The 24,920-nt window shown below is 68.5% G+C and carries 25 protein-coding genes and 1 CRISPR repeat array; of the genes, 14 read left to right on the plus strand and 11 right to left on the minus strand.

The features are described 5' to 3' along the window. Window positions 1-16: 16 nt before the first annotated feature. Genes cas7e through cas2e form a run of 5 tightly spaced genes read left to right on the plus strand, consistent with a single transcriptional unit; the run spans window position 17 to window position 4,019 of the window. On the plus strand, window positions 17-1,222 hold the full coding sequence (gene cas7e, locus J2Y49_RS11135; protein WP_310114903.1) for a type I-E CRISPR-associated protein Cas7/Cse4/CasC: 1,206 nt from the start codon (window positions 17-19) through the stop codon (window positions 1,220-1,222). Then, on the plus strand, window positions 1,219-2,073 hold the full coding sequence (gene cas5e, locus J2Y49_RS11140; RefSeq protein WP_310114904.1) for a type I-E CRISPR-associated protein Cas5/CasD: 855 nt from the start codon (window positions 1,219-1,221) through the stop codon (window positions 2,071-2,073). Before cas7e ends, cas5e begins: the two co-directional genes overlap by 4 nt. Further along, complete coding sequence (locus J2Y49_RS11145; RefSeq protein WP_310114906.1) at window positions 2,070-2,834, plus strand: type I-E CRISPR-associated protein Cas6/Cse3/CasE; 765 nt, start codon at window positions 2,070-2,072, stop codon at window positions 2,832-2,834. The genes cas5e and J2Y49_RS11145 overlap by 4 nt, the downstream gene beginning before the upstream one ends. Then, window positions 2,828-3,715 carry a type I-E CRISPR-associated endonuclease Cas1e gene (cas1e, locus tag J2Y49_RS11150; protein ID WP_310114907.1) on the plus strand — a complete coding sequence of 296 codons (888 nt, stop codon included), beginning with the start codon at window positions 2,828-2,830 and terminating at the stop codon, window positions 3,713-3,715. The genes J2Y49_RS11145 and cas1e overlap by 7 nt, the downstream gene beginning before the upstream one ends. Next, on the plus strand, window positions 3,687-4,019 hold the full coding sequence (gene cas2e / locus J2Y49_RS11155) for a type I-E CRISPR-associated endoribonuclease Cas2e (RefSeq protein WP_310114908.1): 333 nt from the start codon (window positions 3,687-3,689) through the stop codon (window positions 4,017-4,019). Before cas1e ends, cas2e begins: the two co-directional genes overlap by 29 nt. A 247-nt stretch (window positions 4,020-4,266) precedes the next feature. Then, a CRISPR array of direct repeats spans window positions 4,267-5,577; the repeat unit is 28 nt; unit sequence GGCTCCCCTACGCCCGTAGGGATGGACC. A 155-nt stretch (window positions 5,578-5,732) separates the two neighbouring features. On the opposite strand, the gene J2Y49_RS32415 is transcribed toward cas2e, so the two are convergent. Further along, entirely contained in the window at window positions 5,733-6,305 is a 573-nt protein-coding gene (locus J2Y49_RS32415) for an integrase family protein (protein ID WP_409017819.1), read from the minus strand. Window positions 6,306-6,326: 21 nt separating this feature from the next. Between J2Y49_RS32415 and J2Y49_RS11160 the strand changes: the two genes are divergently transcribed. Beyond that, window positions 6,327-6,590 (plus strand): hypothetical protein, encoded by a 264-nt coding sequence (locus J2Y49_RS11160; RefSeq protein ID WP_014246867.1) that lies wholly within the window; start codon window positions 6,327-6,329, stop codon window positions 6,588-6,590. Between the two features lie 120 nt (window positions 6,591-6,710). Here the strand turns inward: J2Y49_RS11160 and J2Y49_RS11165 are convergent, their stop codons facing one another. Together J2Y49_RS11165 and J2Y49_RS11170 are read right to left on the minus strand one after the other, a co-directional pair. Further along, entirely contained in the window at window positions 6,711-7,292 is a 582-nt protein-coding gene (locus J2Y49_RS11165) for a polysaccharide biosynthesis/export family protein (RefSeq protein WP_044549452.1), read from the minus strand. Between the two features lie 334 nt (window positions 7,293-7,626). Further along, window positions 7,627-8,895, minus strand: coding sequence for an outer membrane beta-barrel protein (locus J2Y49_RS11170; protein WP_310114909.1), 1,269 nt, complete (start codon window positions 8,893-8,895; stop codon window positions 7,627-7,629). A 389-nt stretch (window positions 8,896-9,284) separates the two neighbouring features. On the opposite strand from J2Y49_RS11170, the gene J2Y49_RS11175 reads away from it, so the two are divergent. The 6 genes from J2Y49_RS11175 to J2Y49_RS11200 all read left to right on the plus strand — a co-directional run bounded on the left by J2Y49_RS11175 (window position 9,285) and on the right by J2Y49_RS11200 (window position 15,247). After that, window positions 9,285-9,458: a hypothetical protein gene (locus J2Y49_RS11175; protein ID WP_188092443.1), complete on the plus strand. Its 174-nt coding sequence runs from the start codon at window positions 9,285-9,287 to the stop codon at window positions 9,456-9,458. Window positions 9,459-9,845: 387 nt separating this feature from the next. After that, a complete protein-coding gene (locus J2Y49_RS11180) occupies window positions 9,846-10,286 on the plus strand; it encodes a MarR family transcriptional regulator (protein WP_310114910.1) in 441 nt (146 codons plus the stop codon). A gap of 159 nt (window positions 10,287-10,445) precedes the next feature. Beyond that, window positions 10,446-11,744 carry an ABC transporter substrate-binding protein gene (locus J2Y49_RS11185; protein WP_310114911.1) on the plus strand — a complete coding sequence of 433 codons (1,299 nt, stop codon included), beginning with the start codon at window positions 10,446-10,448 and terminating at the stop codon, window positions 11,742-11,744. 205 nt (window positions 11,745-11,949) lie between these two features. Further along, window positions 11,950-13,782 carry an ABC transporter permease gene (locus J2Y49_RS11190; RefSeq protein ID WP_310114912.1) on the plus strand — a complete coding sequence of 611 codons (1,833 nt, stop codon included), beginning with the start codon at window positions 11,950-11,952 and terminating at the stop codon, window positions 13,780-13,782. Next, window positions 13,779-14,537, plus strand: coding sequence for an ABC transporter ATP-binding protein (locus tag J2Y49_RS11195; RefSeq protein ID WP_409017820.1), 759 nt, complete (start codon window positions 13,779-13,781; stop codon window positions 14,535-14,537). Before J2Y49_RS11190 ends, J2Y49_RS11195 begins: the two co-directional genes overlap by 4 nt. Further along, complete coding sequence (locus tag J2Y49_RS11200; protein ID WP_310114913.1) at window positions 14,534-15,247, plus strand: ABC transporter ATP-binding protein; 714 nt, start codon at window positions 14,534-14,536, stop codon at window positions 15,245-15,247. Before J2Y49_RS11195 ends, J2Y49_RS11200 begins: the two co-directional genes overlap by 4 nt. An 18-nt stretch (window positions 15,248-15,265) precedes the next feature. Here the strand turns inward: J2Y49_RS11200 and J2Y49_RS11205 are convergent, their stop codons facing one another. The 7 genes from J2Y49_RS11205 to J2Y49_RS11235 form a co-directional block, all read right to left on the minus strand. Next, window positions 15,266-16,303 carry an ABC transporter substrate-binding protein gene (locus J2Y49_RS11205; protein ID WP_310114914.1) on the minus strand — a complete coding sequence of 346 codons (1,038 nt, stop codon included), beginning with the start codon at window positions 16,301-16,303 and terminating at the stop codon, window positions 15,266-15,268. A 48-nt stretch (window positions 16,304-16,351) separates the two neighbouring features. After that, complete coding sequence (locus J2Y49_RS11210) at window positions 16,352-17,179, minus strand: ABC transporter permease (RefSeq protein ID WP_409017821.1); 828 nt, start codon at window positions 17,177-17,179, stop codon at window positions 16,352-16,354. Further along, complete coding sequence (locus tag J2Y49_RS11215; protein WP_310114915.1) at window positions 17,172-17,945, minus strand: ABC transporter ATP-binding protein; 774 nt, start codon at window positions 17,943-17,945, stop codon at window positions 17,172-17,174. Before J2Y49_RS11215 ends, J2Y49_RS11210 begins: the two co-directional genes overlap by 8 nt. Before the next feature lie 176 nt (window positions 17,946-18,121). Then, window positions 18,122-18,454, minus strand: a complete 333-nt coding sequence (locus J2Y49_RS11220) for a hypothetical protein (RefSeq protein WP_310114916.1) — start codon at window positions 18,452-18,454, stop codon at window positions 18,122-18,124. Between the two features lie 72 nt (window positions 18,455-18,526). After that, window positions 18,527-19,687, minus strand: a complete 1,161-nt coding sequence (locus J2Y49_RS11225) for an ABC transporter permease (protein ID WP_310114917.1) — start codon at window positions 19,685-19,687, stop codon at window positions 18,527-18,529. Further along, complete coding sequence (locus J2Y49_RS11230) at window positions 19,684-20,547, minus strand: ABC transporter permease subunit (RefSeq protein ID WP_310114918.1); 864 nt, start codon at window positions 20,545-20,547, stop codon at window positions 19,684-19,686. Before J2Y49_RS11230 ends, J2Y49_RS11225 begins: the two co-directional genes overlap by 4 nt. Further along, entirely contained in the window at window positions 20,540-21,331 is a 792-nt protein-coding gene (locus tag J2Y49_RS11235; RefSeq protein ID WP_310114987.1) for an ABC transporter ATP-binding protein, read from the minus strand. Before J2Y49_RS11235 ends, J2Y49_RS11230 begins: the two co-directional genes overlap by 8 nt. Before the next feature lie 637 nt (window positions 21,332-21,968). Between J2Y49_RS11235 and J2Y49_RS11240 the strand changes: the two genes are divergently transcribed. Then, window positions 21,969-22,598, plus strand: a complete 630-nt coding sequence (locus J2Y49_RS11240) for a hypothetical protein (protein WP_310114919.1) — start codon at window positions 21,969-21,971, stop codon at window positions 22,596-22,598. Window positions 22,599-22,632: 34 nt separating this feature from the next. On the opposite strand, the gene J2Y49_RS11245 is transcribed toward J2Y49_RS11240, so the two are convergent. Continuing rightward, entirely contained in the window at window positions 22,633-22,896 is a 264-nt protein-coding gene (locus tag J2Y49_RS11245) for a DUF3126 family protein (protein WP_014246850.1), read from the minus strand. A 306-nt stretch (window positions 22,897-23,202) separates the two neighbouring features. Here J2Y49_RS11245 and J2Y49_RS11250 point away from each other — a divergent pair, with 306 nt between their 5' ends. Further along, on the plus strand, window positions 23,203-24,897 hold the full coding sequence (locus tag J2Y49_RS11250; protein WP_310114988.1) for a caspase family protein: 1,695 nt from the start codon (window positions 23,203-23,205) through the stop codon (window positions 24,895-24,897). Window positions 24,898-24,920 lie beyond the last annotated feature (23 nt).

Raw genomic sequence — 24,920 nt, forward strand, 5'->3', positions numbered from 1 at the left:
CCCGGGATTTCCGACGATGACCAACCCCCGTTTCCTGCAAATCCATACGCTGACCCCCTACGCCGCCGCGCTCCTCAACCGCGACGATGCCGGGGCCGCCAAGCGGCTGCCCTTCGGCGGCAGCATCCGCACCCGCATTTCCAGCCAATGCCTGAAGCGCCACTGGCGGCGCGCCGACCATGAATGGGAGCTGAAGAGCTTCGACCCCGGCCTTTCGCTGCGTTCGCGCCGCATTTTCAGTGAGCGTGTCGCCCTGCCGCTGATCGGCGAAGGCTTCCCGGCCGAGCAGGTGGTCGCCGTGGTCGGCGCCATCCAGGCGCTTCTGCTGGGCGAAAGCCCCAAGGCGAAGAAGGAGAAGAAGGGCAAGGCTGCCGCCGGGACCGACACCGAGGCCGACCCCGCCACCCTCGTTGAGGTGCTGGAAACCAAGCAGGTCATCGTGCTGGGCGAGCCGGAGGTGGCCTATCTGCGGGAGACAGCCCGCACCCTGCTGCGCGATCCGGCGGCGGAGGCCGACCCGGTCCGCGCGGTGACCGATTGGGCGAAGGCCGGCAAGGCTAACCTCGCGGCATTGAACAAGGGCGCCGGGATCGACGCTGCCCTGTTCGGCCGCATGGTGACCTCCGATCATCTGGCGCGCTGCGATGCGGCGATCCACGTCGCCCACGCCTTCACCGTCCATGCGCAGGAGTTGGAGAACGACTATTTCTCCGCCGTTGACGATCTGGCGCAGGAAAGCGGCGATACCGGCAGCGGCCACATCAACACGACCGAACTGACCAGCGGCCTGTTCTACGGCTATGTTGCCATCGACCTGCCGCTGCTGGTCTCCAACCTGGGCGATGACGCGGCCCTGGCCGGACAGGTGATCGAACGGCTGATCCACACCGTGGCCACCGTATCGCCGGGGGCGAAGCTGGGATCGACCGCGCCGCATGCTTGGTCCGTCCTGGTCCTGGCGGAAATGGGCCGGCGGACGCCGCGCAGCCTTGCCAACGCCTTCCTCAATCCGGTGCCGCTGCGCGGCGGCGATGTGGCGGCGACGGCGGTTGAGCGGCTGGCCACGCATGTCGCGGCGCTCGACGCCATGTATGGTGCGGGCGACGAGCGGCGGGTCGCATCGATCCTCGATGGCAGCACGGCGTTGGCTCCACGCGTAGCCCTGGGCGACCTCGCCGGCTGGGCCGCCGGCAGCGTGGCGGCCGACGGGAGGGCGGAATGACCGTCCCCCCTCCCGGCGGGGAGGAGCACGCCATCCTCCTCCTCGACTCGCCGCTGATGGCGTTCGGCATTCCGCAGATCGACGAGATCGGACGGACCGGCCAGTTCCCCGGCCGCTCGCAGATTGCCGGGCTGATCGGCAACGCACTGGGCTGGACCCATGGCGACACCGGCCTGCTGCAAGGGCTGCAAGCGCGCCTGTCGATCGCCTGCGTCCTGCTGCGCGAGGGAGAAGCGGTGCGCGATTTCCAGACGGTCGACCTCGGCCAACCCTTTCTGGACGGGGCCGGCTGGACCACCCGCGGCGTCCCGGAACAGCGCGAAGGCGGATCCGCCGCGACAGGAACCCACATCCGCCAGCGCTGGTATCGCGCCGACGCCGTGGTGCTGGTCGCGGTCGGGCTGCATCCGATAGGCGGGGAGGACGGTCAGCCGGACATCGCAGCGGTCGCAACGGCGCTGGCGTCTCCGGCCCGTCCGCTGTTTATCGGCCGCAAGACCTGCCTGCCGTCGCTGCCGCCCTTCGCCGGTACAGTGGCTGCCTCCGATCCGCTGGCCGCTTTGGCGGAGGGGATGCAGTTGCCCCCCGTTGCCGCCCGGCGGCTGGAGATCACAGGCCGCAGCCGCAGCGAGGCTGCGCTGCTGACGGAATGGCCGGCCCGGCTTCCCATCCCGGCGGTCCTGAGGTCCCCGGCCGTGCCGGATGGCTATGACGAGGACGTGGTGTTCGACAGCCGGGATTGGGCCAATCAGCTTCATGGCGGCACGCGGCGGGTGCGCCGCCAGCGCCTGACAGGCTGGCCCCCCGTCCTATCGCGCATCCTGTCAGCGGGGGAGGAAGCCGCGCCATGACCGCCCCGCTTCATCTCCTTTACCTGCCGCTGCCAAGCCGCCGGATCGCCGCCTTCGCCAAGCGGCACCGCGCGCTGTCAGGGGACCAGGGCTATCTGGTGCATGGCATCCTGTCCGCCGTGTTCGGGGAGCAGGCGCCCAAGCCCTTCTCCATCGCGGGGGACACCGGGGAACGGCTGTCGGTCTACGCCTATGCCGACCGGAATCTGGCGGCATTGCGCGAGGCGCGCGATCCCTTCGCCCTGCCGGATGTCGATGATCTGATCGATTGGGAAGCCGCGGCAACCAAGCCGATGCCAATGCTGCCGGCCGGCATGCGGCTGGCCTTCTCCGTGAGGGTATGCCCCACGGTGCGGCTGGGCCGGACGCCGGCGGGCGGCAAAAGGTCCGGCGCCGAACTCGACGCCTATCTCGCCGCCCTCGACAAATGGGAAGCGGCGGACGGGCATCCCGACGCGAAGCCGGACCGCGACGCCGTCTATCTCGACTGGTTCCGTGCCGCGCTGGATCGCACGGGTGGAGTGGAGTTGGAAAGCCTGCGCATCGCCACATTCCGGCTTGAAGACCTGATGCGCAAGTCCGGGACCCGGGGTGAGCCTGGCCGCCCCTCCTCCGAGTTGAGCCGCCACCCCACTGCCACGATGGAGGGCGTGTTGCGCGTGACGGAAGCCGATGCCTTCACCCGTCTCCTGGCCCGCGGAGTCGGCCGGCATCGCGCCTTCGGCTTCGGCATGCTGATGCTGCGGAAGGCACCATGCTGAAGGGCCGGCTGGGGCTGGAGACGGCGCGGGTTCCCCATGTCGACCGGCATGGCCTGATCGGGCTGGCCCACGGCCGGCTTTATGTGGAAGACGGGACGCTGCGCTTCCGCACCGCGGGAACTACCGACCTGCCGCCGGGCGACTATGCCCTGCCCTATCAGGGGCTGTCGCTGATCCTGCTCGGTCCCGGCACCACGGTCAGCCACGATGCCCTGCGGTTGGCCGCCCGGCATGGCACCGGATTGCTGGCGGTGGGAGAGGACGGCACCCGCCTCTACGCGTCGCTGCCCGGCGGAGCCGACGACAGCCGGTTGGCCCGCCGGCAGGCGCGGCTGTGGGCTGATGCCGAAGGGTCGCGCCTGTTCATCGCCCGCCGGCTTTACGCCTGGAGGCTGGGCGAGGTTCTGCCCCACCGCGACATCGCGGTTCTGCGTGGGATCGAGGGGGAGCGGATGAAGGCGCTCTACCGCCGCCTGTCGGAGGAATTCGGCATCACGTGGCGCGGCCGGCGCTATGACCGGGCCAATCCACAAGGTGCCGACCTGCCCAACCAGGCGATCAACCACGCCGCTTCGGCGGTCGAGGCCGCGGCGGCAATCGCGGTTGCGGCAACCTCCACCCTGGCGCCGCTGGGCTTCATCCACGAGGATTCGGCCAACGCCTTCACACTGGATATCGCCGACCTGTTCCGGGACGCGGCGACCATCCCCCTCGCCTTCGCCGCCGTCCGCAACGCTGAAAGAGAGCCCAGCCGCAGCATTGAAGCCCATGTGCGGAAGCTGGCCGGACGGATGTTCCGCGAGAAGGAGCTGATCCCATCGATGATCGACCGCATCAAGGAGCTGTTCGCCGATGACCCTGACCGTGGTGGTGACCCGTGACGTTCCCGACCGCTTCCGCGGTTTCCTCGCCTCGGCGATGCTGGAGATCGCACCCGGCGTCTACACCTCTCCCAACCTGACCAAACCGGTTCGCGAGCGCATCTGGGCTGTGCTGGTCGACTGGCATGGCGCGCTCGAACAGGGCAGTTTGGTGATGACGTGGCGCGACCGCCAAAGCGCCGGCAATCAGGCGATCCGAACCTTGGGCTGCCCACCCGTGACCCTGGTCGAACATGACGGCATCGTGCTGGCCAAGCGTGGGTTGCCTGGCGGAGAGGAGACGGACGACTTCCGCACGATATGAATATGATCGGCGTGCGTCCGGCGGCCCTCTGGTCAACTGAATGATTCGGGCGAAATGCTGCCATTTCTTGGCAGTATCCGCCGCTCCTCATGTGCAACTCGATCCGACGGAGAGCGTTCCAACCCGCATTCCAGATGACATGGGGAGTGATTGCCGCCATTATGCTCGCATAGCGTGATCGGATTGGAAGCCAGTGCACGCGAGGTTCTTTTATGTTGTGAATGCTGTCAGTAGCTTAACAGGCAGAGGCTCCCCTACGCCCGTAGGGATGGACCCTCCTTCTGCAGCGCCTCCAGCCCGTCCCAGAAGGCTCCCCTACGCCCGTAGGGATGGACCCCGCCCCCAGGTTGCCCGCCGGACGCCCGCGGCGGCTCCCCTACGCCCGTAGGGATGGACCCCCGGATAGCCTGTCGATGAGCGCCACCATCTGGGCTCCCCTACGCCCGTAGGGATGGACCCATCCAAGCGGTGCGCCGCCAAATCGACATCCTGGCTCCCCTACGCCCGTAGGGATGGACCCGTGTCGCTGACGGAGCTTCTGCGGACCCTCCGGGCTCCCCTACGCCCGTAGGGATGGACCCCCCCCCGCCGTTGGGGCATAGCTGGTTGCGGCAGGCTCCCCTACGCCCGTAGGGATGGACCTTGAAGCGGCGTTCGGAGGCTTCTCCGACATCCGGCTCCCCTACGCCCGTAGGGATGGACCCTTCTCGAGCTTGGTCGACGCCAACGTCGCGCTGGCTCCCCTACGCCCGTAGGGATGGACCCGTCACCACAGCGCGGCGCCGCCCGAGTGGCGCGGCTCCCCTACGCCCGTAGGGATGGACCCCATCGTGCATAATGCCAAAGCCTCCGGAAGGCGGCTCCCCTACGCCCGTAGGGATGGACCGCATCCCGTCACGGGCGCTGAAACCACCTGAGTGGCTCCCCTACGCCCGTAGGGATGGACCCTCGTCCTATGCCGAGCGTGCTGCTCGGAATGCGGCTCCCCTACGCCCGTAGGGATGGACCCCGCGTGGTCGCTTGGTTCTCCTGCGGCGCCGCGGCTCCCCTACGCCCGTAGGGATGGACCCCTGCAGGCGTCCGTCTCGCAAGCCCGGCAAAGGGCTCCCCTACGCCCGTAGGGATGGACCTCGTCCATCGGTCAGGCCCGGCAAGGCCTGTTGGGCTCCCCTACGCCCGTAGGGATGGACCCCTGCTGACCCGCGCCCGCGAGGCCGTGACGCCGGCTCCCCTACGCCCGTAGGGATGGACCTCGTCCATCGGTCAGGCCCGGCAAGGCCTGTTGGGCTCCCCTACGCCCGTAGGGATGGACCCGGCATCGAGATCGCCGTCGATAGCGATTGGAAGCGCTCCCCTACGCCCGTAGGGATGGACCCCCGAGCGGCCGCCATGACCTCCTTCGCCGAACGGCTCCCCTACGCCCGTAGGGATGGACCCCGACCCCTTTCACGACAGGCTGTCGATAAGGCGGCTCCCCTACGCCCGTAGGGATGGACCCTCATGCGGGACCCGGAGAACGGCAACGCCATCGGCTCCCCTACGCCCGTAGGGATGGACCCACGCTGATGGCCCACACCGTCGGCGCCGGCAAGTCTCCCTTGCGCCTGCAAGGATGCTCCATGTTTTCCCAACGATCCTAAACCGCAGTGACTGCATCAACGCTCAGAGATCGAAGATGTGCGATTCGCACCCATATGCGTGAAATCGCCCCGATTAATCCTGCCTCGTCTTGGGATGGAGCACAGCTCGACAGTCTGCCCGGTCACGAACCCCTGCACCATCATACCCAGGCGCGAGGTAGCTTGCCGAAGTCGATCGTTGGCAAGGTGGGCGTAGCGTTGGGTCGTGGCGCGTGTGACCGGCCAGACGGCCAGCGACGCAGAGCGGCACGCCGCTGGAAACCAACATGCTGACGAACGTGTGAGGCAGATGGTGAATACGGACGTCGGTCAACCCGGCAGGTAACTTCACTTCCTTCTGCGCCGCTCGCTCCACCACCTCGTCATAGGTCGGGGCAGCCTTCCGCTCCTGCTTCTCCGCAGCTGGGTCCCTGCCCTCACTGGCGGCTCCCAACGCTCCCTTGGCCTTCCGCCGGGCATCATCGACCGTCAGCACCGGCCATGCCCCCAAGGTCATCCTCCGCTGCGCTCCGTCTTCCGTGCGGAACTTCAGGATGAATGCCTTCTTGCCGCTTCCCCTGAAATCGGCCGCAGGGTTGCAGATCGTCGCACCGGGGAACCCTCGGCAGGCAGCGGCGGTTGGAGGAGGCGACAGAATGCCCCTCACAGCTTGTGCGAAAGGCCGACCATGACCAAGCCCCAGCGTCCCGAGTCGGGCCGTGACACGCCCACCACGCCCAGCGCGGAGGCCAACCGGATGCGCGCGGACATCGACCGCGGGTTGACCGGCGACAAGGTCCCGGCCACCGACCCCGCCGCCGCACCGCTCGGCACCGACGACGAGGCCGCCGGCACCACCCCGCCGCACGGCATCTCGCGCGATCCGGTGGTTCCCCCAAACCAGCGCATGCCGTCGGGACAGAAGAAGGGCGGCGATACGCTGGACACCTGATCGCCACCGCCGGCAATCACCGCATAGCGGAAAGCCCGGCCGGGACATCTCCCGGCCGGGCTTTCCGTTGGTCGCCCTGGCGATGCCTGGGCTCGAATTTCCCAGGCTGTAATCCTGGGCTCAGAAATAGCGCTCCGGCACGCGGACCACGTCGTCCGGCATCACCGAGGTGGTGATCGGCGCCCGGCGGATTTCCTTCTTGGGATCGGCGCCGCGGGTGATCAGGACGTAATCCTCCTTGGCGCGATAGGTGTAGCCGCCGGCCATCGCCACCGCCGACAGGGCGGTCATGCCGTTGACATACTGGTATTGGCCGGGATTGCGCACTTCGCCCAGGATGAAGAAGGGACGGTGGTTCAGCACTTCGACGCTGACCTTCGGGTCCTTCACATAGCCGGCGGACAGACGGGTGGAGATCTCCTTTTCCAGATCGCGGGTGCTGCGATCCTTGGCCGAGACCTCGCCGATCAGCGGCATGGCGACCTTGCCGGTGCCGTCGACGCGGAACTCGCCGGAAAGCTGCTCCTCGCCGAAGACGATGACGCGCAGCGCGTCGCCGGCACCCAGACGGTATTCGCTGATCTGGCCGACATTGGCGGTTTCCAACGGCGCATCGTTGCCGGCGCAGCCGACCATGGCGACAGCGAGCGCGGTCAATCCGATCCCCTGGCCCAGCGCACGGATCACATGACGTCGATTCATCCCTAAACCCTTTCCCTGGCTGGTGGGTGCCTGCCGCAGCGCCCGGTCCGGCACGATGGTACGGCTTCGAGAACCCGTCCCATTCGCCGGTCGCCTTGCGGCGGCGCCCTTTGGTCACGCACCTGAATTCGGGTGGAGACTAGCAACTCGCAAGCGCTTGGGAAAAAGTGGAGAGGAATTACCGCGTTCGGATCTCTCCAGTACATCGTCCACGATAACAAAAACAGGCATAAGAAAAGGGCGCCCGTCATAGGACGGACGCCCTGTACTGTTCAGCGAAACCTTTAGGCCCTTCGGCCGGACTTCCCCGGTCGGCGGGCCTAGAACCGCCGGATTACATCTGCGCGCCGAGACGCAGGTAGATCAGGTTGTCGCTGTATTCGGCGGCGCTCACGTTGGAGCTGCGCTTTTCATAGGTGTAGCCGCCGGTCATGAACAGGTAGCGGTTCATCTGGTAGGTGCCGCCGACGCCGGCCGTATAGACCTTGTCGTTGCGGTCGTTGCCGTTGAAATCGTCCTGGCGGTACTGCAGGCGGCCGTTCAGCACCAGGGTGCGCAGCAATTCGTGGTCGACGCCCAGGGCGAGGACGGTGCGGGTGTAGCTGGACGCGGTGCCGAAGCCCGGGCTGGCCGTGGTCTCGCGCACCTGGCGGCTGGCGGTGGCGCTGACGGCGGTCAGCTGCGTGACCGCCCAGTTCAGGCGCCCGCCGAAGGACAGGCCGCTGAAGTCCTCCAGCCGCGAGTCCTTGTAGTTGCGGACCAGATAGCCGGCGAAGACCTCGCCGGTGATCAGCCCGGTCAGCTCGGTGGCGAGACCGCCGACCACCTCGTAGCCGTCCGAGTCGCGGTCGAGGCCGAAAGCGTCGCGGTCGTTCTTGTGACGGGTCCAGGAATAGGTGCCCTGGACGAAGGCCTCGTAGCCCTCGATGAACTCGTAGCCGACGCGGCCGACCGTGCCGTATTCCCAGCGGTCGCGGTCTTCCTGGCGCGCGATGCCGCCGCCGATCAGGCCGACATCGTCATACTCGCTGTACTGGGCGGAGCCGGACAGGCGGGCGCGCAGGCGGTTGAAGCGCTGGGTGTAGCCGGCCTCGCCGCCGCTGGTGCGGTAGACCACCGGCTCCGAATAGCCGGACAGGCTGTTGATGTCGCCGCGGCCTTCGTGGTTGCGGCGATGGAACAGCTGGCCGTCCAGCGCGCCGCCCTTGTTCACGTCGAACCGGCCGGCCGCCTGCAGGGCATAGTCGGTATAGTTCTCGCTAGAATTCTCGCGGTAGCGGCCGGCATCGGCGGAGGCCGAGAAGTTCAGCGCGTGGGCGGCGAAGTCGGACTTGATGTCGATCCGGGGACGGACGGTCCAGATGATGTCGTCCTGGTGGTTGTCGCGGGTGGCGTAGACGTTGGTGTCGTAGGTCGCACCGGCCTCGACCCGCGGCAGGAACAGGAAGGAGCCCGCGCGCAGGCCGAGCTGCTCAAGCTCCGGCCGGCGACGCTCCAGCACGGTTTCGCCACGCTGCAGGTCGTCCTGGGCGGCGGCGGGAAGCGACGTCAGCCCGGTCGACGCAAGAGCGAGGGCGAGAAGGGAAAGGGTGCTGGTCTTCATGGAGTCACCGCGCTTGGCTGGGTTCGGTCGGCTCACTGGGCCGGGATTCCGGCTCCTTCGTGGGAGCACCCGGCAGCCGGCCCCTGTCGGGACCGGATGCGGACACATCCTCGGCAAAGACACAACAAGGCGTGCTTGCCATGCAACAGTGAAGCCCGCGCCACTCCGCTTTTGCATCGTCCTGTGGTGTGGCCGCAACAAAAGCTCGCAGTCGGCAGAGAACAGCCTCGGCAGTGACCGGCTTGATTCCGGCGCCTTTTTCAAATCGTCCTAAGATGAAGGTCATAGCCGGTGACGGCTGGACTGGTCATACCGGGGGTCGCATGTTTGGAACCGGCCGGTCGCCCTCGCGGTTGTTCATGGCGATTCCTGATCAGGAAAGGTGCCTCATGACACGCCGACTCGACACCCCGCCCCCGCCGCGTCCCACCAAGCGGCCGCCCGACGCCACCACCCCGCCCTACACGCCGGGCGGCGTGACGCCCCCCACGGGTGAGGGCGCGGAAAGCCCCGACGAGAAGACCGCTCCGCCCGACAGCTATCCGCCCAAGCGGAAGCCCTGAGAAAGAGAAGCCTCGGGTAAGACGAGCTGCCGACAAGGATAGGCCGCCGGCACGGACAGCCCCGGCAACGACCTTATTCCGGCATCGCAATCGCCTGAACTTGCGGCGTCATTGTCGCATGGCTTCCTTTCGGACTCTTGGACCTTCTTTTGTTGCTCGCGTCATGACGGATGCATCGCTGTGGCTCTATGACGCATCCGCGAAGGTTGCTCTGCGGTCGTTGTCTTCCCTACGCTTTCCATGAGGAACGCATAATGGACGCATTGGATGGCGACAGGCGGCAAACGCCGCGCCATCCCTGCCCACGCAGCCGGGAGCGGCGGTCCGTGCCCCCGCCCCAGCCTTCGCCCCGGACCGAAGGCGGGCGCGAACCACGGGCCCGTTGCCATGGACGACTTCGGACGACTGCCTCCCGACGACTACCAGTTGGCCGGCCAGGTTCACCACCGCCTCCGGCGTGCGCACCAACGCGCCTCGGCCATCTTCATCGATCTGATCGGCGATTCGCTGCTGACGCCCACCCAATGGGCGGCGCTGGCCACCCTGTATGCCGAGGGTGCGCTGTCGCAGAACCAGCTCGGTCGGCTGACCTATATGGATCCGGCGACCACCCAGGGCGTGATCCTGCGGCTGGTGGAGCGCAATTTGGTCGAACGCCACCCCGACACGCAGGACCGCCGCCGCACCAGCGTCAGCCTGACGCGGATCGGGCAGGCGCTGGTCATCGACCTGATGGCGAATGCCGCCGCCGCCCACGAACGCACGCTGGAACCTCTGTCCGAGGAGGAAAGGGTGCAGTTCATGGCGCTGCTGGTCCGGCTGATGTGACGCGGGCGGCGTCCGCCGGACTGCGAATCGGGCATGGACGCGGAAAAACACCCGATCAGTCGGTGACTTTTGCGCGGGGTTTGCTATGAACGCGGTGTGTTGCGTCGCACCGCGACCCGGACACGCCGCTGGTCTCTCATGAACCGGGGTCCCCGCAGGATGAAGCACCGCTGCCCGACCGCCTCGCCGCTGGCGAAGCCCTTTCTCCCGGCCGCTCTGTTCGCCGCCGTGTCCTTCGCAACCATCGCCTCCACGCTGGCCGGCATCGGCCTGACGGCCGCTCCCGCTGCGGCGCAGTCGGCGAAAGAGCCGGTAACGTTCTCCGGCGCGCCGGTGCGGGTGGGCGAGATCAACAGCTACACCGGCCTGCCCGCCTTCACCATTCCCTACCGCCAGGGCTGGCAGCTTGCGCTGGAGGAGATCAACGCCCAGGGCGGCGTGATCGGCTGCTGCGAGTTGCAGGTCGTCTCCCGCGACGACGCCGGCAAGCCCGACGACGCGGTGCGCGTCGCGCAGGAACTGGTGACGAACGAGGCGGTGGACGTGCTGGCCGGGACCTATTTCTCCCACATCGGGCTGGCCGTCGCCGATTTCGCCGCGCGCAACAAGATGCCCTTCGTCGCGGCGGAGCCGCTGACCGACGCCATCACCTGGTCGAAGGGCAACCGCTACACCTTCCGCCTGCGCCCCAGCACCTACATGCAGGCGGCGATGCTGGTGGAGGAGGCGGCAAAGCTGCCGGCCAAGCGCTGGGCCACCGTCGCCCCCAACTACGAATACGGCCAGTCGGCGGTGGCATGGTTCAAGCAGCTGCTGAAGGAAAAGCGCCCGGACGTGGAATTCGTGGCGGAGCAGTGGCCGGCCCAGGGTAAGCTGGAGGCGGGCCCGACCGTGCAGGCGCTGGCCGCCGCCAACCCGGAGGCGATCTTCAACGTCACCTTCGGCGCCGATCTCGCCAAGCTGGTGCGCGAGGGTGAGGGCCGCGGCCTTTTCCGCAACCGCAAGGTCGTCAGCCTGCTGACCGGCGAACCGGAATATCTGGAGCCGATGAAGGACGAGGCGCCCGAAGGCTGGATCGTGACCGGCTATCCCTGGGACCAGATCGACACCCCCGCCCACAAGGCCTTCGCCGCCGCCTATACCGCGCGGTTCAAGGAGTCCCCCAAGCAGGGTTCGGTCGTCGGTTACACGACCATGAAGGCGATCGCCGCCGCGATCACCAAGGCCGGGTCGGCCAACGCAGAGCCGATCGTCGATGCGCTGTCCGGCCTGACCATCGACAGCCCCTTCGGCCCGGTGACCTTCCGCGCGTCCGACCATCAGGCGACGATGGGCGCCTATGTCGGCACCACCACCGTCAAGGACGGCCGCGGCACCATGAAGGACTGGCGTTACGCCGACGGCGCCAACTACCTGCCGCCGGACGAGGCCGTGCGCAAGATGCGGCCGGCGGAGTAGGCGCCGGCAAATTGCCCCCACCTAACCTCCCCCGCTCTCAGCGGACCTACGGTCCGCCTGCCGCGTCAGCACAAAGCATAGCTTTGTGCGAGAGCTGGGCGGGGGAGGGACTGCCGCCACTCTCCCGCCCAAGCGCTTGTCCCCTCCCCCGCCCAGCGGGGGAGGGTTAGGGTGGGGGCAAGAGCCCGCATTAAAGCAATCCCCCATGTCCTTCCTCCTCGTCCAGGCCCTCAGTGGGCTCGCGACCACGGCGACGCTGTTCCTGGTGTCGTCGGGGCTGACCATCGTGTTCGGCGTGACGCGGATCGTGAATTTCGCGCACGGCTCCTTCTACATGGTCGGCGCCTATGCCGGCTGGTCGCTGATCGAGCGGTTCGGCAGCACACCGGCCGGCTTCTGGGGATCGGTCGCCGCCGCCGCGCTGATGATGGGCGCGCTCGGCGCCGTCATGGAAATCGGCCTGCTGCGCCGGCTCTACCGCTCGCCGGAGCTGTTCCAGCTGCTGGGCACCTTCGGTGTCGTGCTGGTGGTGCAGGACCTGACCGCCTGGACCTGGGGGCCGGAGGATCTGCTGGGCCGCCGGGCACCGGGGCTGAGGGGCTCAGTCGACATCCTGGGCCAGCCCTTTCCACTCTACGACCTCGTGCTGATCGGCCTCGGGCCGCTGATTCTCGGGCTGTTGTGGCTGCTGTTCAACCGCACCCGCTGGGGCACGCTGGTGCGCGCGGCGACACAGGACCGCGAGACGACAAGCGCGCTGGGCGTCGATCCGGCGCGGCTGTTCACCGGAGTGCTCTTCCTCGGCTGCGCGCTGGCCGGGCTGGGCGGCGCGCTGCAGGTCCCGCGCGAGGCGGTGACCCTGCATATGGACATGGCGATCGTGGTGGAGGCCTTCGTCGTCGTCGTGGTCGGCGGTATGGGCAGCCTGCCCGGCGCCTTCCTCGCCTCACTTCTGATCGGACAGTTGCAGGCCTTCGGCATCCTGGTCTTCCCACAGATCACGCTGGTGCTGGTCTTCCTGTTCATGGCGGTGGTGCTGGTTCTGCGCCCGCACGGCCTGCTCGGCCGGGCGGAGGAGACGCCGCCGACGGCACCCGCCGCCGTCACCGTTCCGCTGTCGGCCGGTCGCCATGCCGGCGTTTGGACGCTGGCTTTGCTGGCAGTCATGGCCGCGGCACCGCTGGTCGCCGGTGACTACGCGCTGATCCTGCTGACCGAGGTCGTCATCCTCGCCCTTTTCGCCGCCAGCCTGCATCTGCTGATCGGGTTGGGCGGGCTGGTATCCTTCGGCCATGCGGCGTGGTTCGGGCTGGGCGCCTACGGCTCGGCCCTGCTGGTCAAGCACATGGGCGCGCCGATGCCGTTGGCGCTGGCCGGTGCGCCGCTGCTGGCCGGGCTGGGGGCTCTGGTGGCGGGCTGGTTCTGCGTGCGGCGGTCGGGGCTTTATTTCGCCATGCTGACGCTGGCCTTCGCCCAGATCGTCTGGTCGATCGCCTTCCAATGGTATGCGGTGACCGGCGGCGACAACGGCATTCTCGGAGTCTGGCCGTCGGCCTGGGCGGCAGGCAAGGCCGCCTATTACTGGCTGACGCTGGGCTTGTGCGGCGGGGCGCTGTGGCTGCTGCGCCGGGCGGCATTCGCCCCCTTCGGCTATGCGTTGCGGGCTGGGCGCGACTCGAGCCTTCGCGCCGAGTCGGTGGGCATCGACGTGCGCCGCTTCCAATGGATGGCCTTCGTGCTGGCCGGCACTGCTGCAGGTCTGGCCGGCGGGCTCTATGCCTTCGCCAAGGGCAGCGTCTTCCCCACCCTGCTGGCGGTGCCGCAATCGGTCGACGCGCTGGTGATGGTGCTGATGGGCGGCATCCAGACTGTCGCCGGGCCGCTGGCCGGCGCGGTGGCCTTCCACCTGCTGGAAGCCAAGGTGATGAGCATGACCGACTGGTGGCGGCTGGCGCTGGGCCTGATCATCGTCGCGCTGGTGCTGGTCTTCCCCCAGGGGATCGTCGGCTTCCTGTCCGGCTTCGGGAGGCGGAGATGAGCGAGCTGCCCATGAGCGAGCTGGTGGTGCGTGACCTGCAGCGCTCCTTCGGCGGGGTGCAGGCGGTGGGCGGCGTGTCCTTCACCCTGCGCTCCGGCGACCTGCTGGCGCTGATCGGCCCGAACGGGGCCGGCAAGAGCACCTGCTTCAACCTGCTGAACGGTCAGCTGCGGCCCGACTCGGGCTCGGTCACGCTTGACGGGATGGAACTGGTCGGGCTACCGCCGCGGCGCATCTGGGCGCTGGGCGTCGGGCGCACCTTCCAGATCACCGCGACCTTCGCCTCGATGACGGTGGCGGAGAATGTGCAGATGGTGCTGCTGTCGCGCGCCCGTCGGCTGTTCGGCCTGTGGCGCCCGGCCGCCGCCCAGTTCCGCGAACCGGCGCTGGCCCTGCTGGAGCGGGTTGGCATGGGTTCCCAAGCCGACCGACCCTGCGGCGTGCTGGCTTATGGCGACGTGAAGCGGGTCGAGCTGGCGATGGCGCTGGCGAGCGAGCCCACCGTCCTGCTGATGGACGAGCCGACCGCCGGCATGGCGCCTGCCGAACGGCTCGCCCTGATGGCGCTGACGGCCGAGCTGGTGCGCGAGCGCGGCCTCGCCGTGCTGTTCACCGAACATGACATGGACGCCGTCTTCGGCCACGCCACGCGCGTGCTGGTGCTCGACCGCGGCCGCCTCATCGCGGAAGGCTCGCCGGATCAGGTGCGCGCGAACCCTCGCGTGCAATCCGTCTATCTGGGAGGCGAGGCGTGAGCGAAGCTCTGCTGACGGTGGACGGCCTGCAGGCCTGGTACGGTCGCGCCCACATCCTCGACGGCATCGCCCTGACGGTCGGGCGCGGCGAGGTGGTGGCGCTGATGGGCCGCAACGGCGCCGGCAAGACCACCACCCTGAAGGCGATCATGGGGCTGGTGGAGCGCCGCGCCGCGACCCTGCGTTTCAATGGCCACGACCTGTCGGCCCTGCCCGCCCACCGCATCGCCCGGCTCGGAGTCGGCTATGTGCCGGAGGACCGCCGCATCTTCGCCGATTTGACGGTGGAGGAGAACCTGGAGGTCGGCCGCCAGCCGCCCCGCCCCGACGCTCCCGCCTGGACGCCGGAGAAGCTGTTCACGCTGTTCCCCAACCTCGCGGAGATGCGCGGCCGCCGCGGCACCCGGATGAGCGGCGGCGAGCAGCAGATGCTGACGCTCGCCCGCACGCTGATGGGCAACCCGTCGCTGCTTCTGCTGGACGAGCCTTCGGAGGGATTGGCGCCGCTGATCGTCAGGCAGATGGCCGACGCGGTGCGGCGGCTGAAGGCGGAGGGGCTGTCCGTCCTGCTGTCCGAACAGAGCCTGTCCTTCGCCTCCGCCGTTGCCGACCGCGCCTGTGTCATCGAGACCGGGCGCCTGCGCTGGACCGGCACGATGACGGATTTGCTGGCGGATGACGGGGTGAGGGCGGCCTATCTGGCGGTGTGACCGCCCTTCCCCCGTTCCTCACTTCCCGGCGACGCTGAGGTCCATCACCGATTTAGGGTCCAGGGCCTTGTCGACCTGCCCCTCGGACTGCCAGAACTTCACCTGATTGACGATGTCGTCCACCAGCAAACGGGCCTGCGGATCGACATAGGGCAGGCCGGCGGCGACGATTTCCGGCTTCTGCTTGGTGGCGTCGGCAATGATGGTCAGCAACTCGTCATAGCCGGGGCCCTTCACCAGAGCGCCCGAGGCGTCCTTGCCGTTGAAGGCGGCATGGTATTCGGCCAGCGCCGTCTTGTAGGCGCGGACGAACTTCTCCACCAGCGGGCGGCGGTCCTTCATCGTCTTCGGCGCGGTGAACAGGGCGCCGAGCTGCCAGGGGGTCTCGTCGCCGACCCAGCCCAGGATCTTGCCGGCGCCGTCGGCCACCAGCTGCCGCGACACGGTGGACGGCGCGATGACGGCGTCGACCTGCCCGCCCTTGAAGGCGGCGACCATCTTCGGCACGTCCTGCAACGGCACCATGGTCACGTCCTTGACCGTGAAGCCGTGCTTCTGCGCCAGCAGCCCGATCATGTAGTGGAAGGTCGAGCCGACGGTGGTGATGGCGATGCGCTTGCCCTTCAAGTCGGCCGGCGCCTTCAGCCCGGCGTCATAGGCGGCGTTGGTCGCCACATAGGCACTGAGCGGGAAGCCCGGCTCGTCGCGGCTCTGCGCCGCAATGATGGTGACCGCCCCCTTGGAGGCGAGATTGTAGAAGCCGGCGGTCAGGCCGGTGACGCCGAAATCGGCGTCGCCCGAGGTCACCGCGACCGGGACCTGCTGGGCCGAAGTGAACATCTTCAGCTCGACGTCCAGCCCTTCCTTCTCGAAATAGCCCTTCGCCTTGGCGATGAAGATCGGCCCGGAGGAGGACAGCGCCAGCACGCCCACCGTCGCCTTCTCCAGCGGCTGCGCCAGCGCGGCGGACATCAGGGTGCCGGCGGCGAAAGCCGCGCCGGCGGAGGCGAGCAGGGCGCGCCGGGTGAGGCGGGCCACGGTCATGGCGGCGGTCATGGACGGAATTCCTCCCGAAGAATGTTCAGGTTTCTTTGGATGAAGCGGTCAGCGCCAGTTCAGCAGGCGCCGCTCAAGCTGCGACAGCACGGTGCCGATGGCGAGTCCCAGCAGCGACAGGACCAGCACGCCGGCCAGCAGCGTGTCGGTCTGCATCAGGTTGCCGGCCATCAGCACGAAGGCGCCGATGCCGTATTCGGCGCCGATCATCTCCGCCGCGACCACCAGGATCAGCGCGATGGAAGCGGTGATGCGGAAGCCGGCCAGGATGCCCGGCAGAGCACCCGGCAGGACGATGGAGCGCAGGATCGACCGCCAGGGCAGGCCGAAGCTCTGCGCCATGCGGATCAGGTTGCGCGGCACCGAATCGATGGCGCTGTAGGTGGCGATGACGGTGGGGAAGAAGACGCCAAAGCCGATGGTGGCGAACTTCGACGGTTCGCCGATGCCGAACCACAGAATGAACAGCGGCAGCAGCGCGATCTTGGGGATCGGGAAGAAGGCCGACACCAGCGGCACGCCGACCGCGCGGGCGGTGGAGAAGATGCCCATGGCAAAGCCGACCAGCATGCCGCCTGCCGTGCCCAGCACCCAACCGACGGCGATGCGCGCCAGCGACGCCTTCAGGTTCAGCCACAGCGATCCATCCGTCACCATGCCGGACAGGGCATGGGCGACCGCACTCGGCGGCGGCAGGAACAGCGGGCTGGCGAGGCCGAGACGGCTCGCCCCCTCCCAAACCGCGATCAACACGGCGAAGGCCGCCAGCGCCGCCCACGGATGCCGTTTCACAGTGAAGCCGCCGCCGCGGAAGCGGACGGGCTGACCCATTGCGGGTGTGATGGGCGCGGCAGTCGGGTTCAGGCTGTCAGGCACGGGCGATCTCCCGGTCGGCCATCTGGGCTTCGGCCTTCATCAGGTGCCACAGGCGGTCGCGCACTTCGGCCAGATGGGCCTGGGCCGATGGCTCCTGCCGGCGCTCCCGCGGCTCCTCGATGGTGACCAGTTCGCGGATGCGGCCGGGGCGGCGGCTCAGCACGCAGACACGGTCGGCCAGCCGCAGCGCCTCGTCCAGATTGTGGGTGACGTAGAGGGCCGTGGTCTTCTCCCGCCGCCACAGCTCCAGGAAATCGTCCATCAGCAGCTCGCGCGTCTGGGCGTCCAGTGCCGACAGCGGCTCGTCCAGCAGAAGCATCGCCGGGCGCACGGCCAGCGCGCGGGCGATGCCGACCCGCTGACGCATGCCGCCGGACAGCTGCTTGGGCAAAGCCTTGCGGAACTCCGACAGCCCCATGCGCCGCAGGCCGCTGTCGATGCGCTCGCGCCGCTCGGCGGTGGAGAGCGGGTGATGCTCCAGCACCAGGGCGATGTTGTCTTCCACCGTGCGCCAGGGCAGCAGGGCGAAATCCTGGAAGATGAAGGTGATGGGGTTCAGGCAACCATCCGGCACCTCCCCCTCCACCCGGATGCTGCCGGAGGTCGGGGCGACGATGCCGCCGGCGATGCCGAGCAGCGTCGATTTCCCACAGCCGCTTGGGCCGATGACGGCCAGGATTTCACCCTCCGCCAGAGTCAGGTCGATGCCGTCCAGGACAGTCAGATCGTCATAGCGGTGGGTCAGATCGGAAACGAGAAGCCTCATCGCGCCCTTTTATGCCTGCACCATTGTCGGTGGGGTCCGACTGTTCGTTGGGCCTGCCACTATAGCGCGGCGTTCCGGCGGCGGAGAGGAGAAAGGCACCCCGCATCCCAGCCATACGGCAGTATGGCAGTGGCCGGAAGCCATCAAGGCGCTGTCGGCTTCGCGACAGCGAGTCGTCAGGCGATGCCGCTGACCGGGCCGGAACCCGCCGGCAAATCCAGCGCCCGCAACGCCGCGGCACAGCGGCCGACCGCGGCCTCCGCCAGCGCATGGCGCTCGCCGAGCCCCGCCTCGTCCACCTCGTCGGGGGTCATCGCCTGCAACAGGACGCGCAAGGTGCGGACATAGGTGCGCAGAAGCGTGGCCTCCTCGGCATGGTCGCCGAGCAGCCCCGCTTGGCCTGCGGTGCGCAAAGCCGCCAGTTCGCCGTCCAGCGACACCGCAGCCATTTCGATTGCCAGAAGCGCCCGCGTCAGGCGGACATGCTTGAGAACGACGATGTCGGCCATGCCCACCTCCCCTGCCAGCCGGAATGGCGGGACGAAAGCAATGGCCGTGCCAGCGGGGTTGCGCAGGGCCGGTCAGCGCCGCCGCATCGACGGATGCCAGGCCGTCGTCGCCCGTTCCAGCAACGCCAAGCCGCCATAGAGGCCGGAGCCGGTCAGCGCCGCCACCGCGATGGTGGCCCACACGATGTCCAGGTTCATCCGCGCCACCTCGGTGGAGATGCGGAAACCCATGCCGACCACCGGCGTGCCGAAGAACTCCGCCACGATGGCACCGATCAGCGCCAGGGTGGAGTTGATCTTCAAGCCGTTGAACAGAAAGGGAAGCGCATTCGGCAGACGCAGCTTGACCAGCGTCCGGCCATAGCCGGCGCCGTAGCTGCGCATCAGGTCGAGCTGGATGCGCTCCGAATTGCCGAGTCCCGCCAGCGTGTTGATCATCATCGGGAAGAAGGTCATGACGACGATCACCGCCGCCTTCGACTGCCAGTCGAACCCGAACCACATCACCATGATCGGCGCGATACCGACCACCGGAATGGCACTGGCGAGATTGCCGAGCGGCAGAAGCCCGCGGGCAAGAAAGGGCACGCGGTCGGCAAGGATTGCCACCAGGAACCCCGCGCCGCAGCCGATGACATAGCCGCGCAGGACGGAGGTCAGCACGGTCTGCCGGAAATCGTCCCAAAGCACCGGCGCATGAACGGCCAGCGCCGACGCGATGCGGCTGGGCGGCGGCAGCAGGATGGCCGGCACCTGAAAGCCGCGCACCAGCACCTCCCACCCCACCAGCAGGCCAAGCCCGAACAGGCCGGGCACGACGACCGAGCGGGTCCAGCCCGGCACGCCGGCCAGCACCCCCATCACCCGCCACAGCAGCAGCGTCGCCGCAACCAGGAACAGCCACAGCCCCCAGCCGGCCGACAGGTCCATCCCCTCGTTCAGCAGATGCAGCGGCAGCAACCACGCCAACGCCACGCCGCCCAACTCGACCCAGGCGCCCCAGACCCCTTTCGGCGCGGACCGGCCGGCGACGACCGCCAGCACCACCCCGATCAGGAACAGCGGCGCCATCGTCCCACCCATCGGCCCGCCGAACCAGCCGACAGGGGCACCGCCCAACGCGCCCACCGGCAGGGCGACTGCGGCCAATGTCAACACGGCTATGGCGACCAGCCCCCAATCCGCGGCGGTGCGCAGGCTGGTGCGGTAGGGATCGGCGGCGCGCGTGCTCATCGTACCCCCGCCCGGCCCAGCAGGGCCAGTTCCAGCCCGCGCACGACGGCGATCAGCGCCACCGACAGCAGCGAGGCCATGATCAGCGCCGCCCAGATCTGCACGGTCTGGCCGTAATAGGATCCCGATAGCAGCCGTGCCCCCAACCCGGCCTGCCCGCCGGTGGGAAGCTCGCCCACGATGGCGCCGACCACGCTGATGGCGACCGACACCTTGAGGCTGGCGAACAGGAACGGCATGGAAGCCGGCAGCCGTAGCGACCAGAAGGCGCGCATCCCGCTCGCCGAATAGGTCCGCATCAGGTCGAGCCACAGCGGATCGGCCGACCGCAGCCCCTTCACCATGCCGACCGTGATCGGGAAGAAGCACAGATACATGCAGATCACCGCCTTCGGCAGCAGCCCGGTCAGCCCGATGTTGCCGAGGATGACGACGATCATCGGTGCGATGGCCAGGATCGGGATGGTCTGCGATGCGATCACCCAGGGCAGCAGGCTGGCCTCCAGCGTCCGGGTATAGACGATTCCGGCGGCCAGCAGGATGCCCAGCAGCAGCCCCATCGCCAGCCCGGTCAGCGCCGCTTCCGCCGTCACCCAGGTGTGGAACAGCAGGTTGCGCGGGCTGGTCGGCGCATAGCCGGTCAGGGAAGTCCACAACTCCACCGCCACCTGATCGGGGGTGGGCAGGATCGGCCGCTTCATCGCATAGGCCTGGGTCAGCACGTCCACGAAACCGGCGGGCTTGCCGGCACGGGCCAGCGTCTCCGCCGCCTGCGGCCAGTTCAGCCACGCCGCCCCGATGTACCACGCCGCCAGCAAGAGCAGCGTCATCACGGTCACGGGAAGCACGCGGCTAATCATCGTAGCTGTGCCCTTCCTTCAGCCCCTCTCGCACGCGGTGGGCGATGGCGGCGAATTCCGGCGACTCGCGGATGTCCAGCGTCCGCTCGCGCGGCAGGGTGTTGCAGTCGATGACGTCCAGGATACGGCCGGGCCGCGGGCTCATCACCACGATGCGGGTGGACAGGAACACCGCCTCGGCAATCGAATGGGTGACGAAGACGCAGGTCTTGCCGGTCGCCCGCCACAGCTGGGTCAGATGCAGGTTCAGATGGTCGCGCGTGATCTCGTCCAGCGCACCGAACGGCTCGTCCATCAGCAGCAGGTCGGGCTGCAGGGCCAAAGCGCGGGCGATGGAGACGCGCTGCTGCATGCCGCCGGACAGCTGCCAGGGGAACTTGCGCTCGAACCCCGACAGACCAACGCGCTCCAACTGTTCACGGGCGCGCTGCTGCCGCTCGGCCTTGGACAGTCCCATGATTTCCAGCGGCAGCATCACGTTGCGCTCCACCGTGCGCCACGGGTACAGCGCCGGGGCCTGGAAGACATAGCCGTAGAGCCGCTTCAGCCGCGCCTGCTCCGGCGTCATGCCTTCGATGGCGATATGGCCGGAGGTCGGCCGCTCCAGATCGGCGATCACGCGCAGCAACGTGGTCTTGCCGCAGCCGCTGGGACCGATCAGCGAGACGAAATCACCTTTGGCGATGGTCAGGTCGACCTCGCTCAATGCCATGACCGGCTTGTCGGCGGTGGGATAGACCAGCGACAGCTTGCGCGCCTCCACCACCACAGGCGCGACGGACATTTCCGAGCCTTGCAGGAGAGCGGCTTTCTCCTGGGCATCGAGCGGATTTGGGAAGGTCACGGACGACGATCCTTCGCGGCAGGTCAGGCTGAGCGGGTCGGTCTGGAAACGCCTACGTGCACGCTACCACCGCCCCGGTTGCAGCACCAGCGGCGCTGAACCGAGCGTGGCTAAGGCAGCAGAGCCGAACCGCAACCTGACGACAAGTTCGCCAAGGATCCGCGATTGGCATGCGATTGCATGCCCTGAATTCTCGCGCCACCGGACGCGCGCCATGCGCAGCCGGCAACCGAGAGGAGGTGACGCGAGTGAGAAAATTCCTGAAGTGGCTCGGCCGCTTCTGGTTCAAGCTGAAGTTCGAGTTCCAAGCGGGCTTCAACACGGACCAGGATCGGTAAAGGCCAGACGTGGCGGGGCCGGGAAACCGGTCCCGCCATTCAGGAAAGCGGCTCGCGTCACCTCCTGTCCCAGAGAGTACCATGCCCCCCGCCATTTTCAAGGCAGCGGCGAACAGCAACCCCGCCTTCGGCACGCTCCACGGGTACACACCCGATCCGGACGATACGCGAAAGAACTGGACGGCCGACATGCCGCCGGAACAGGATCACGCCCCTTTCCCTGCTCCGATCCAGCCGATATGCCAGCCGCCAAGCCACCGCCCAGCCTGGAAATCACCCGCGAGGACGGCGCGGCCGGTGCCGTCTTCGTGGCGAGACCGGTGCTGACCCCGGTGATCCGCACACGCTATCTGCTGATCGCCGGGCTGCTGGCGACGGGCTTCGTCGCCGGAGCCGGGTTAGCGCCGGAGCAGTTGTCCGACATGCTGCAGTGGCTTGCCGTCTTCTGTGCGGCGCCGGTGCTACTGCTGTGGGTGGTGACGCTGACGGAGACGGTGCAGCGTCGCGCGGTGCGGCTGGGCGTGACGGCGCGCGGACTGACGGTGGACGGTGCCCGCATCCATCCGCATGAGACGATCCGGGATCTGGCGCTCTATCCGATGGTCGGCGGCAAGCCGCTGTTCGTCGCCTGGATCGATCCGGCGCACGATTACGGGCACAAGGCGGAATTGAAGCTGGTCGCCGGCGACGTGGCGCCCAACGACGCGGTCAAGGCCGAGCTCAAGGCCGCCGGCAGCCGCAACGTGCGGCTGGTCATGCACCGGCGCGGCGGGCACAAGGCGATCGTGCTGGTGCGCGGGCTGACCTTGTCGGGCGGGCAGACCCTGCTGGCCGCCCTGGCGGCGGAGCTTCGCGCTCACAGCCGCTAGGGCGTCAGGAGAACGTCGGGGAAGAGGCCGGCGATCAGCGGCGCGGGATGGCCGGCGGCTCCGGCAGATCCTCTTCCAGGATGACGACGTTCAGGGCATAGGAGATCTCGCCCTCGTCCTCGTCACGGTTCAGCGTGCCGAAGAACTCGCCATCCACCGTCACCTCGGCCGACTGACCGGCCTTGGCCGGCGGCTCGATCACGATCTTCTGATTGCCCAGCGTCTTGCGCAGGTACATCTGCACGCGGGCGATTTCGGTGTCGGACATCCGGACGGCGGACGGCTTTGCGGGCGGCATGGCGAACCTCGTTGTCTGCGAAGGAGCGTCATATAGGCGGCTTCGCGGCGAAGGGAAAGCGATACCTCGCGCCTGCGGCGAGCTTGTCCGGCGAGTTGCATCAGGACCCGCAACGCCGCCGAGGCACGGGGCAGTCCTCCGCGCGGGGTAATGCGGCCATCGCCCGACGCCCCGAAAGAGCGGGGCCCCGGAGCGGCGGAAAAGGCTATGCTCCCGGCGGCGGTACGCAGCCCGGCAGGGCGGCGGCACAAATGGTCGTGCCCTGCGGGAGGCCGCCGCGAAGACGGAGGACGGAACGCCTTGACCATGATTGCCCGGCCGCGCAGCGCCGCATTCCCCACCACCCGGCCATGGAGACGGACCCTTGCGGGGACCGTCCTCACCGCGGCGCTGCTGGCTGCCCTGCCCTTCGGCGCGACCGCGGCCGACAGCGGAAAGCGGGTGGCGCTGGTCATCGACAACGGACGCTACAGCGGGCTCGACAGCCGGTCGGAACAGGCCGCCGCCAATGCGGGGGCAATGGTGTCCGCGCTGCGCAAGGCCGGCTTTGCGGTGACCCGGGCCGAAAATGTCGGGCGGGTGGCGATGGAGTCGGCACTGGAGCGATTCCGCGAGGCATTGTCCGGCGCCGATCTGGGCTTCGTCTACTACACCGGCCTCGCCGTCGGGCTCGGGGAGCGGGAATATCTGCTGCCCGCCGACGCCGCGCCTGCGGGGGCGGAGGATTTGCCGCGCACGGCGCTGGACCTCGACACGGTGCTGGGTGACCTGCGGGACAGCGGGCGCAAGGCGGTGGTGGTGATCGACCCGGGCACGGCCGACGCGCTGGCCCAGCGGGTCGGCGGCGGCGCGCTGGGAACGCCGATGGAAGCGGACGGCCTTTTCGTCGTCTATGCCCACCGTCCCGGTGTGCCGCCGGTGCCGGCTCAATCTGCCAGGGGGGCGGCCCCCTTCACCACCGCGCTGGCCCGCGAGATGACCAAGCCCGGCGTCACCTTCCGCGATTCGCTGGCCGAGGTGGCGCGCTCCGTCGCCGAACGCAGCGAAGGTCGCCAGCTGCCCTGGCTGCAGGACCGGCTGGGCACCACGCTGGTCCTGGTGCCGGCCGTTGCAGCAGCGCCGAAACCGCCGGCCGCCCCATTTCCCGACGCGCCGCCCCAGGATCAGTCCACCCAGGCGAAGAAGGAACCGCCGCCAAAAGAGCTTCCGGCGGTGACCACCCCCAGCCTGCCGCCGGGCGAGTATGAGATGGCCAAGTCCGGCGTGCTGTTCGACCGCCCGGCGGTGGGTGCCCGCGGCATCGCGCAGCTGCCGGCCGGCACCGTGGTGACGGTGCTGGAAGCGGTGCCGGAAGGCAGTTGGCTGCGCGTGCGGGATTCGGCCGGGCGGAACGGCTACGTCACCGCCGGGACCCTGGCCGCCCGCTGGGCCGACCCGTCGCCGCTGGCCGCCCGTTCCCGCGGGACCGTGGAGGCCGGCCCGTCCTTGGGCGATCCCGCCGCCGAGCCGCCGGCCACCGGCAGTTCCGATCCGATCCGGACGGAAGAGACGCGCAGCTTCCCCACTCCCCCGCCCGGCACCGCATCCGCGGAACCCGACGGCCCGGCCGTGGCGGCGCAGCAGCAGGCGATGCGCGCGCTGGGCGATGCCCGCACGGCGGCGGAGCGGGCGCGCAGCCGACCCGACAGCCGCTATTGGAGCTATGGCTTCTCGGCCGGCGACCGCTATGAGGGGACGTGGGCGCAGCCGTCATCGGGATCGGGTCTCGGGCGGCCGATCCGCCAAGGGGCGGGCGTCTATCACTTCGCCAACGGACAAACCTATGAAGGCGAATGGTCCGGCGACCTGATGTCCGGCTATGGCGTGATGACCTTCACCGACGGCAGCCGCTTCGCCGGGCGTTTCAGCAACGGCCAGCCGGATGGGCCTGGCGTGTTCCAGTATGCCAATGGCGGACAGAGCGCCGGGATGTGGCGCGGCTCCGTCCGCCTCGACCAGTGACCGTGTCATGTGTGAGCGAAATT

It is taken from the genome of Azospirillum sp. BE72, assembly GCF_031455875.1.
Taxonomy (GTDB): domain Bacteria; phylum Pseudomonadota; class Alphaproteobacteria; order Azospirillales; family Azospirillaceae; genus Azospirillum.

Bases quoted from the DNA above. Each gene is read 5' to 3' on its own strand.
- J2Y49_RS11230 (WP_310114918.1), bottom strand. From the start codon at position 20,547: ATGATTAGCCGCGTGCTTCCCGTGACCGTGATGACGCTGCTCTTGCTG.
- cas7e (WP_310114903.1), top strand. From the start codon at position 17: ATGACCAACCCCCGTTTCCTGCAAATCCATACGCTGACCCCCTACGCC.
- J2Y49_RS11225 (WP_310114917.1), bottom strand. From the start codon at position 19,687: ATGAGCACGCGCGCCGCCGATCCCTACCGCACCAGCCTGCGCACCGCC.
- cas2e (WP_310114908.1), top strand. From the start codon at position 3,687: ATGACCCTGACCGTGGTGGTGACCCGTGACGTTCCCGACCGCTTCCGC.
- J2Y49_RS11250 (WP_310114988.1), top strand. From the start codon at position 23,203: ATGATTGCCCGGCCGCGCAGCGCCGCATTCCCCACCACCCGGCCATGG.
- cas5e (WP_310114904.1), top strand. From the start codon at position 1,219: ATGACCGTCCCCCCTCCCGGCGGGGAGGAGCACGCCATCCTCCTCCTC.
- J2Y49_RS11235 (WP_310114987.1), bottom strand. From the start codon at position 21,331: ATGTCCGTCGCGCCTGTGGTGGTGGAGGCGCGCAAGCTGTCGCTGGTC.
- J2Y49_RS11195 (WP_409017820.1), top strand. From the start codon at position 13,779: ATGAGCGAGCTGCCCATGAGCGAGCTGGTGGTGCGTGACCTGCAGCGC.
- J2Y49_RS11185 (WP_310114911.1), top strand. From the start codon at position 10,446: ATGAAGCACCGCTGCCCGACCGCCTCGCCGCTGGCGAAGCCCTTTCTC.
- J2Y49_RS11190 (WP_310114912.1), top strand. From the start codon at position 11,950: ATGTCCTTCCTCCTCGTCCAGGCCCTCAGTGGGCTCGCGACCACGGCG.
- J2Y49_RS11145 (WP_310114906.1), top strand. From the start codon at position 2,070: ATGACCGCCCCGCTTCATCTCCTTTACCTGCCGCTGCCAAGCCGCCGG.
- J2Y49_RS11170 (WP_310114909.1), bottom strand. From the start codon at position 8,895: ATGAAGACCAGCACCCTTTCCCTTCTCGCCCTCGCTCTTGCGTCGACC.
- J2Y49_RS11240 (WP_310114919.1), top strand. From the start codon at position 21,969: ATGCCAGCCGCCAAGCCACCGCCCAGCCTGGAAATCACCCGCGAGGAC.
- J2Y49_RS11215 (WP_310114915.1), bottom strand. From the start codon at position 17,945: ATGAGGCTTCTCGTTTCCGATCTGACCCACCGCTATGACGATCTGACT.
- J2Y49_RS11245 (WP_014246850.1), bottom strand. From the start codon at position 22,896: ATGCCGCCCGCAAAGCCGTCCGCCGTCCGGATGTCCGACACCGAAATC.
- J2Y49_RS11160 (WP_014246867.1), top strand. From the start codon at position 6,327: ATGACCAAGCCCCAGCGTCCCGAGTCGGGCCGTGACACGCCCACCACG.
- J2Y49_RS11165 (WP_044549452.1), bottom strand. From the start codon at position 7,292: ATGAATCGACGTCATGTGATCCGTGCGCTGGGCCAGGGGATCGGATTG.
- J2Y49_RS11220 (WP_310114916.1), bottom strand. From the start codon at position 18,454: ATGGCCGACATCGTCGTTCTCAAGCATGTCCGCCTGACGCGGGCGCTT.
- J2Y49_RS11175 (WP_188092443.1), top strand. From the start codon at position 9,285: ATGACACGCCGACTCGACACCCCGCCCCCGCCGCGTCCCACCAAGCGG.
- J2Y49_RS11180 (WP_310114910.1), top strand. From the start codon at position 9,846: ATGGACGACTTCGGACGACTGCCTCCCGACGACTACCAGTTGGCCGGC.
- cas1e (WP_310114907.1), top strand. From the start codon at position 2,828: ATGCTGAAGGGCCGGCTGGGGCTGGAGACGGCGCGGGTTCCCCATGTC.
- J2Y49_RS11205 (WP_310114914.1), bottom strand. From the start codon at position 16,303: ATGACCGCCGCCATGACCGTGGCCCGCCTCACCCGGCGCGCCCTGCTC.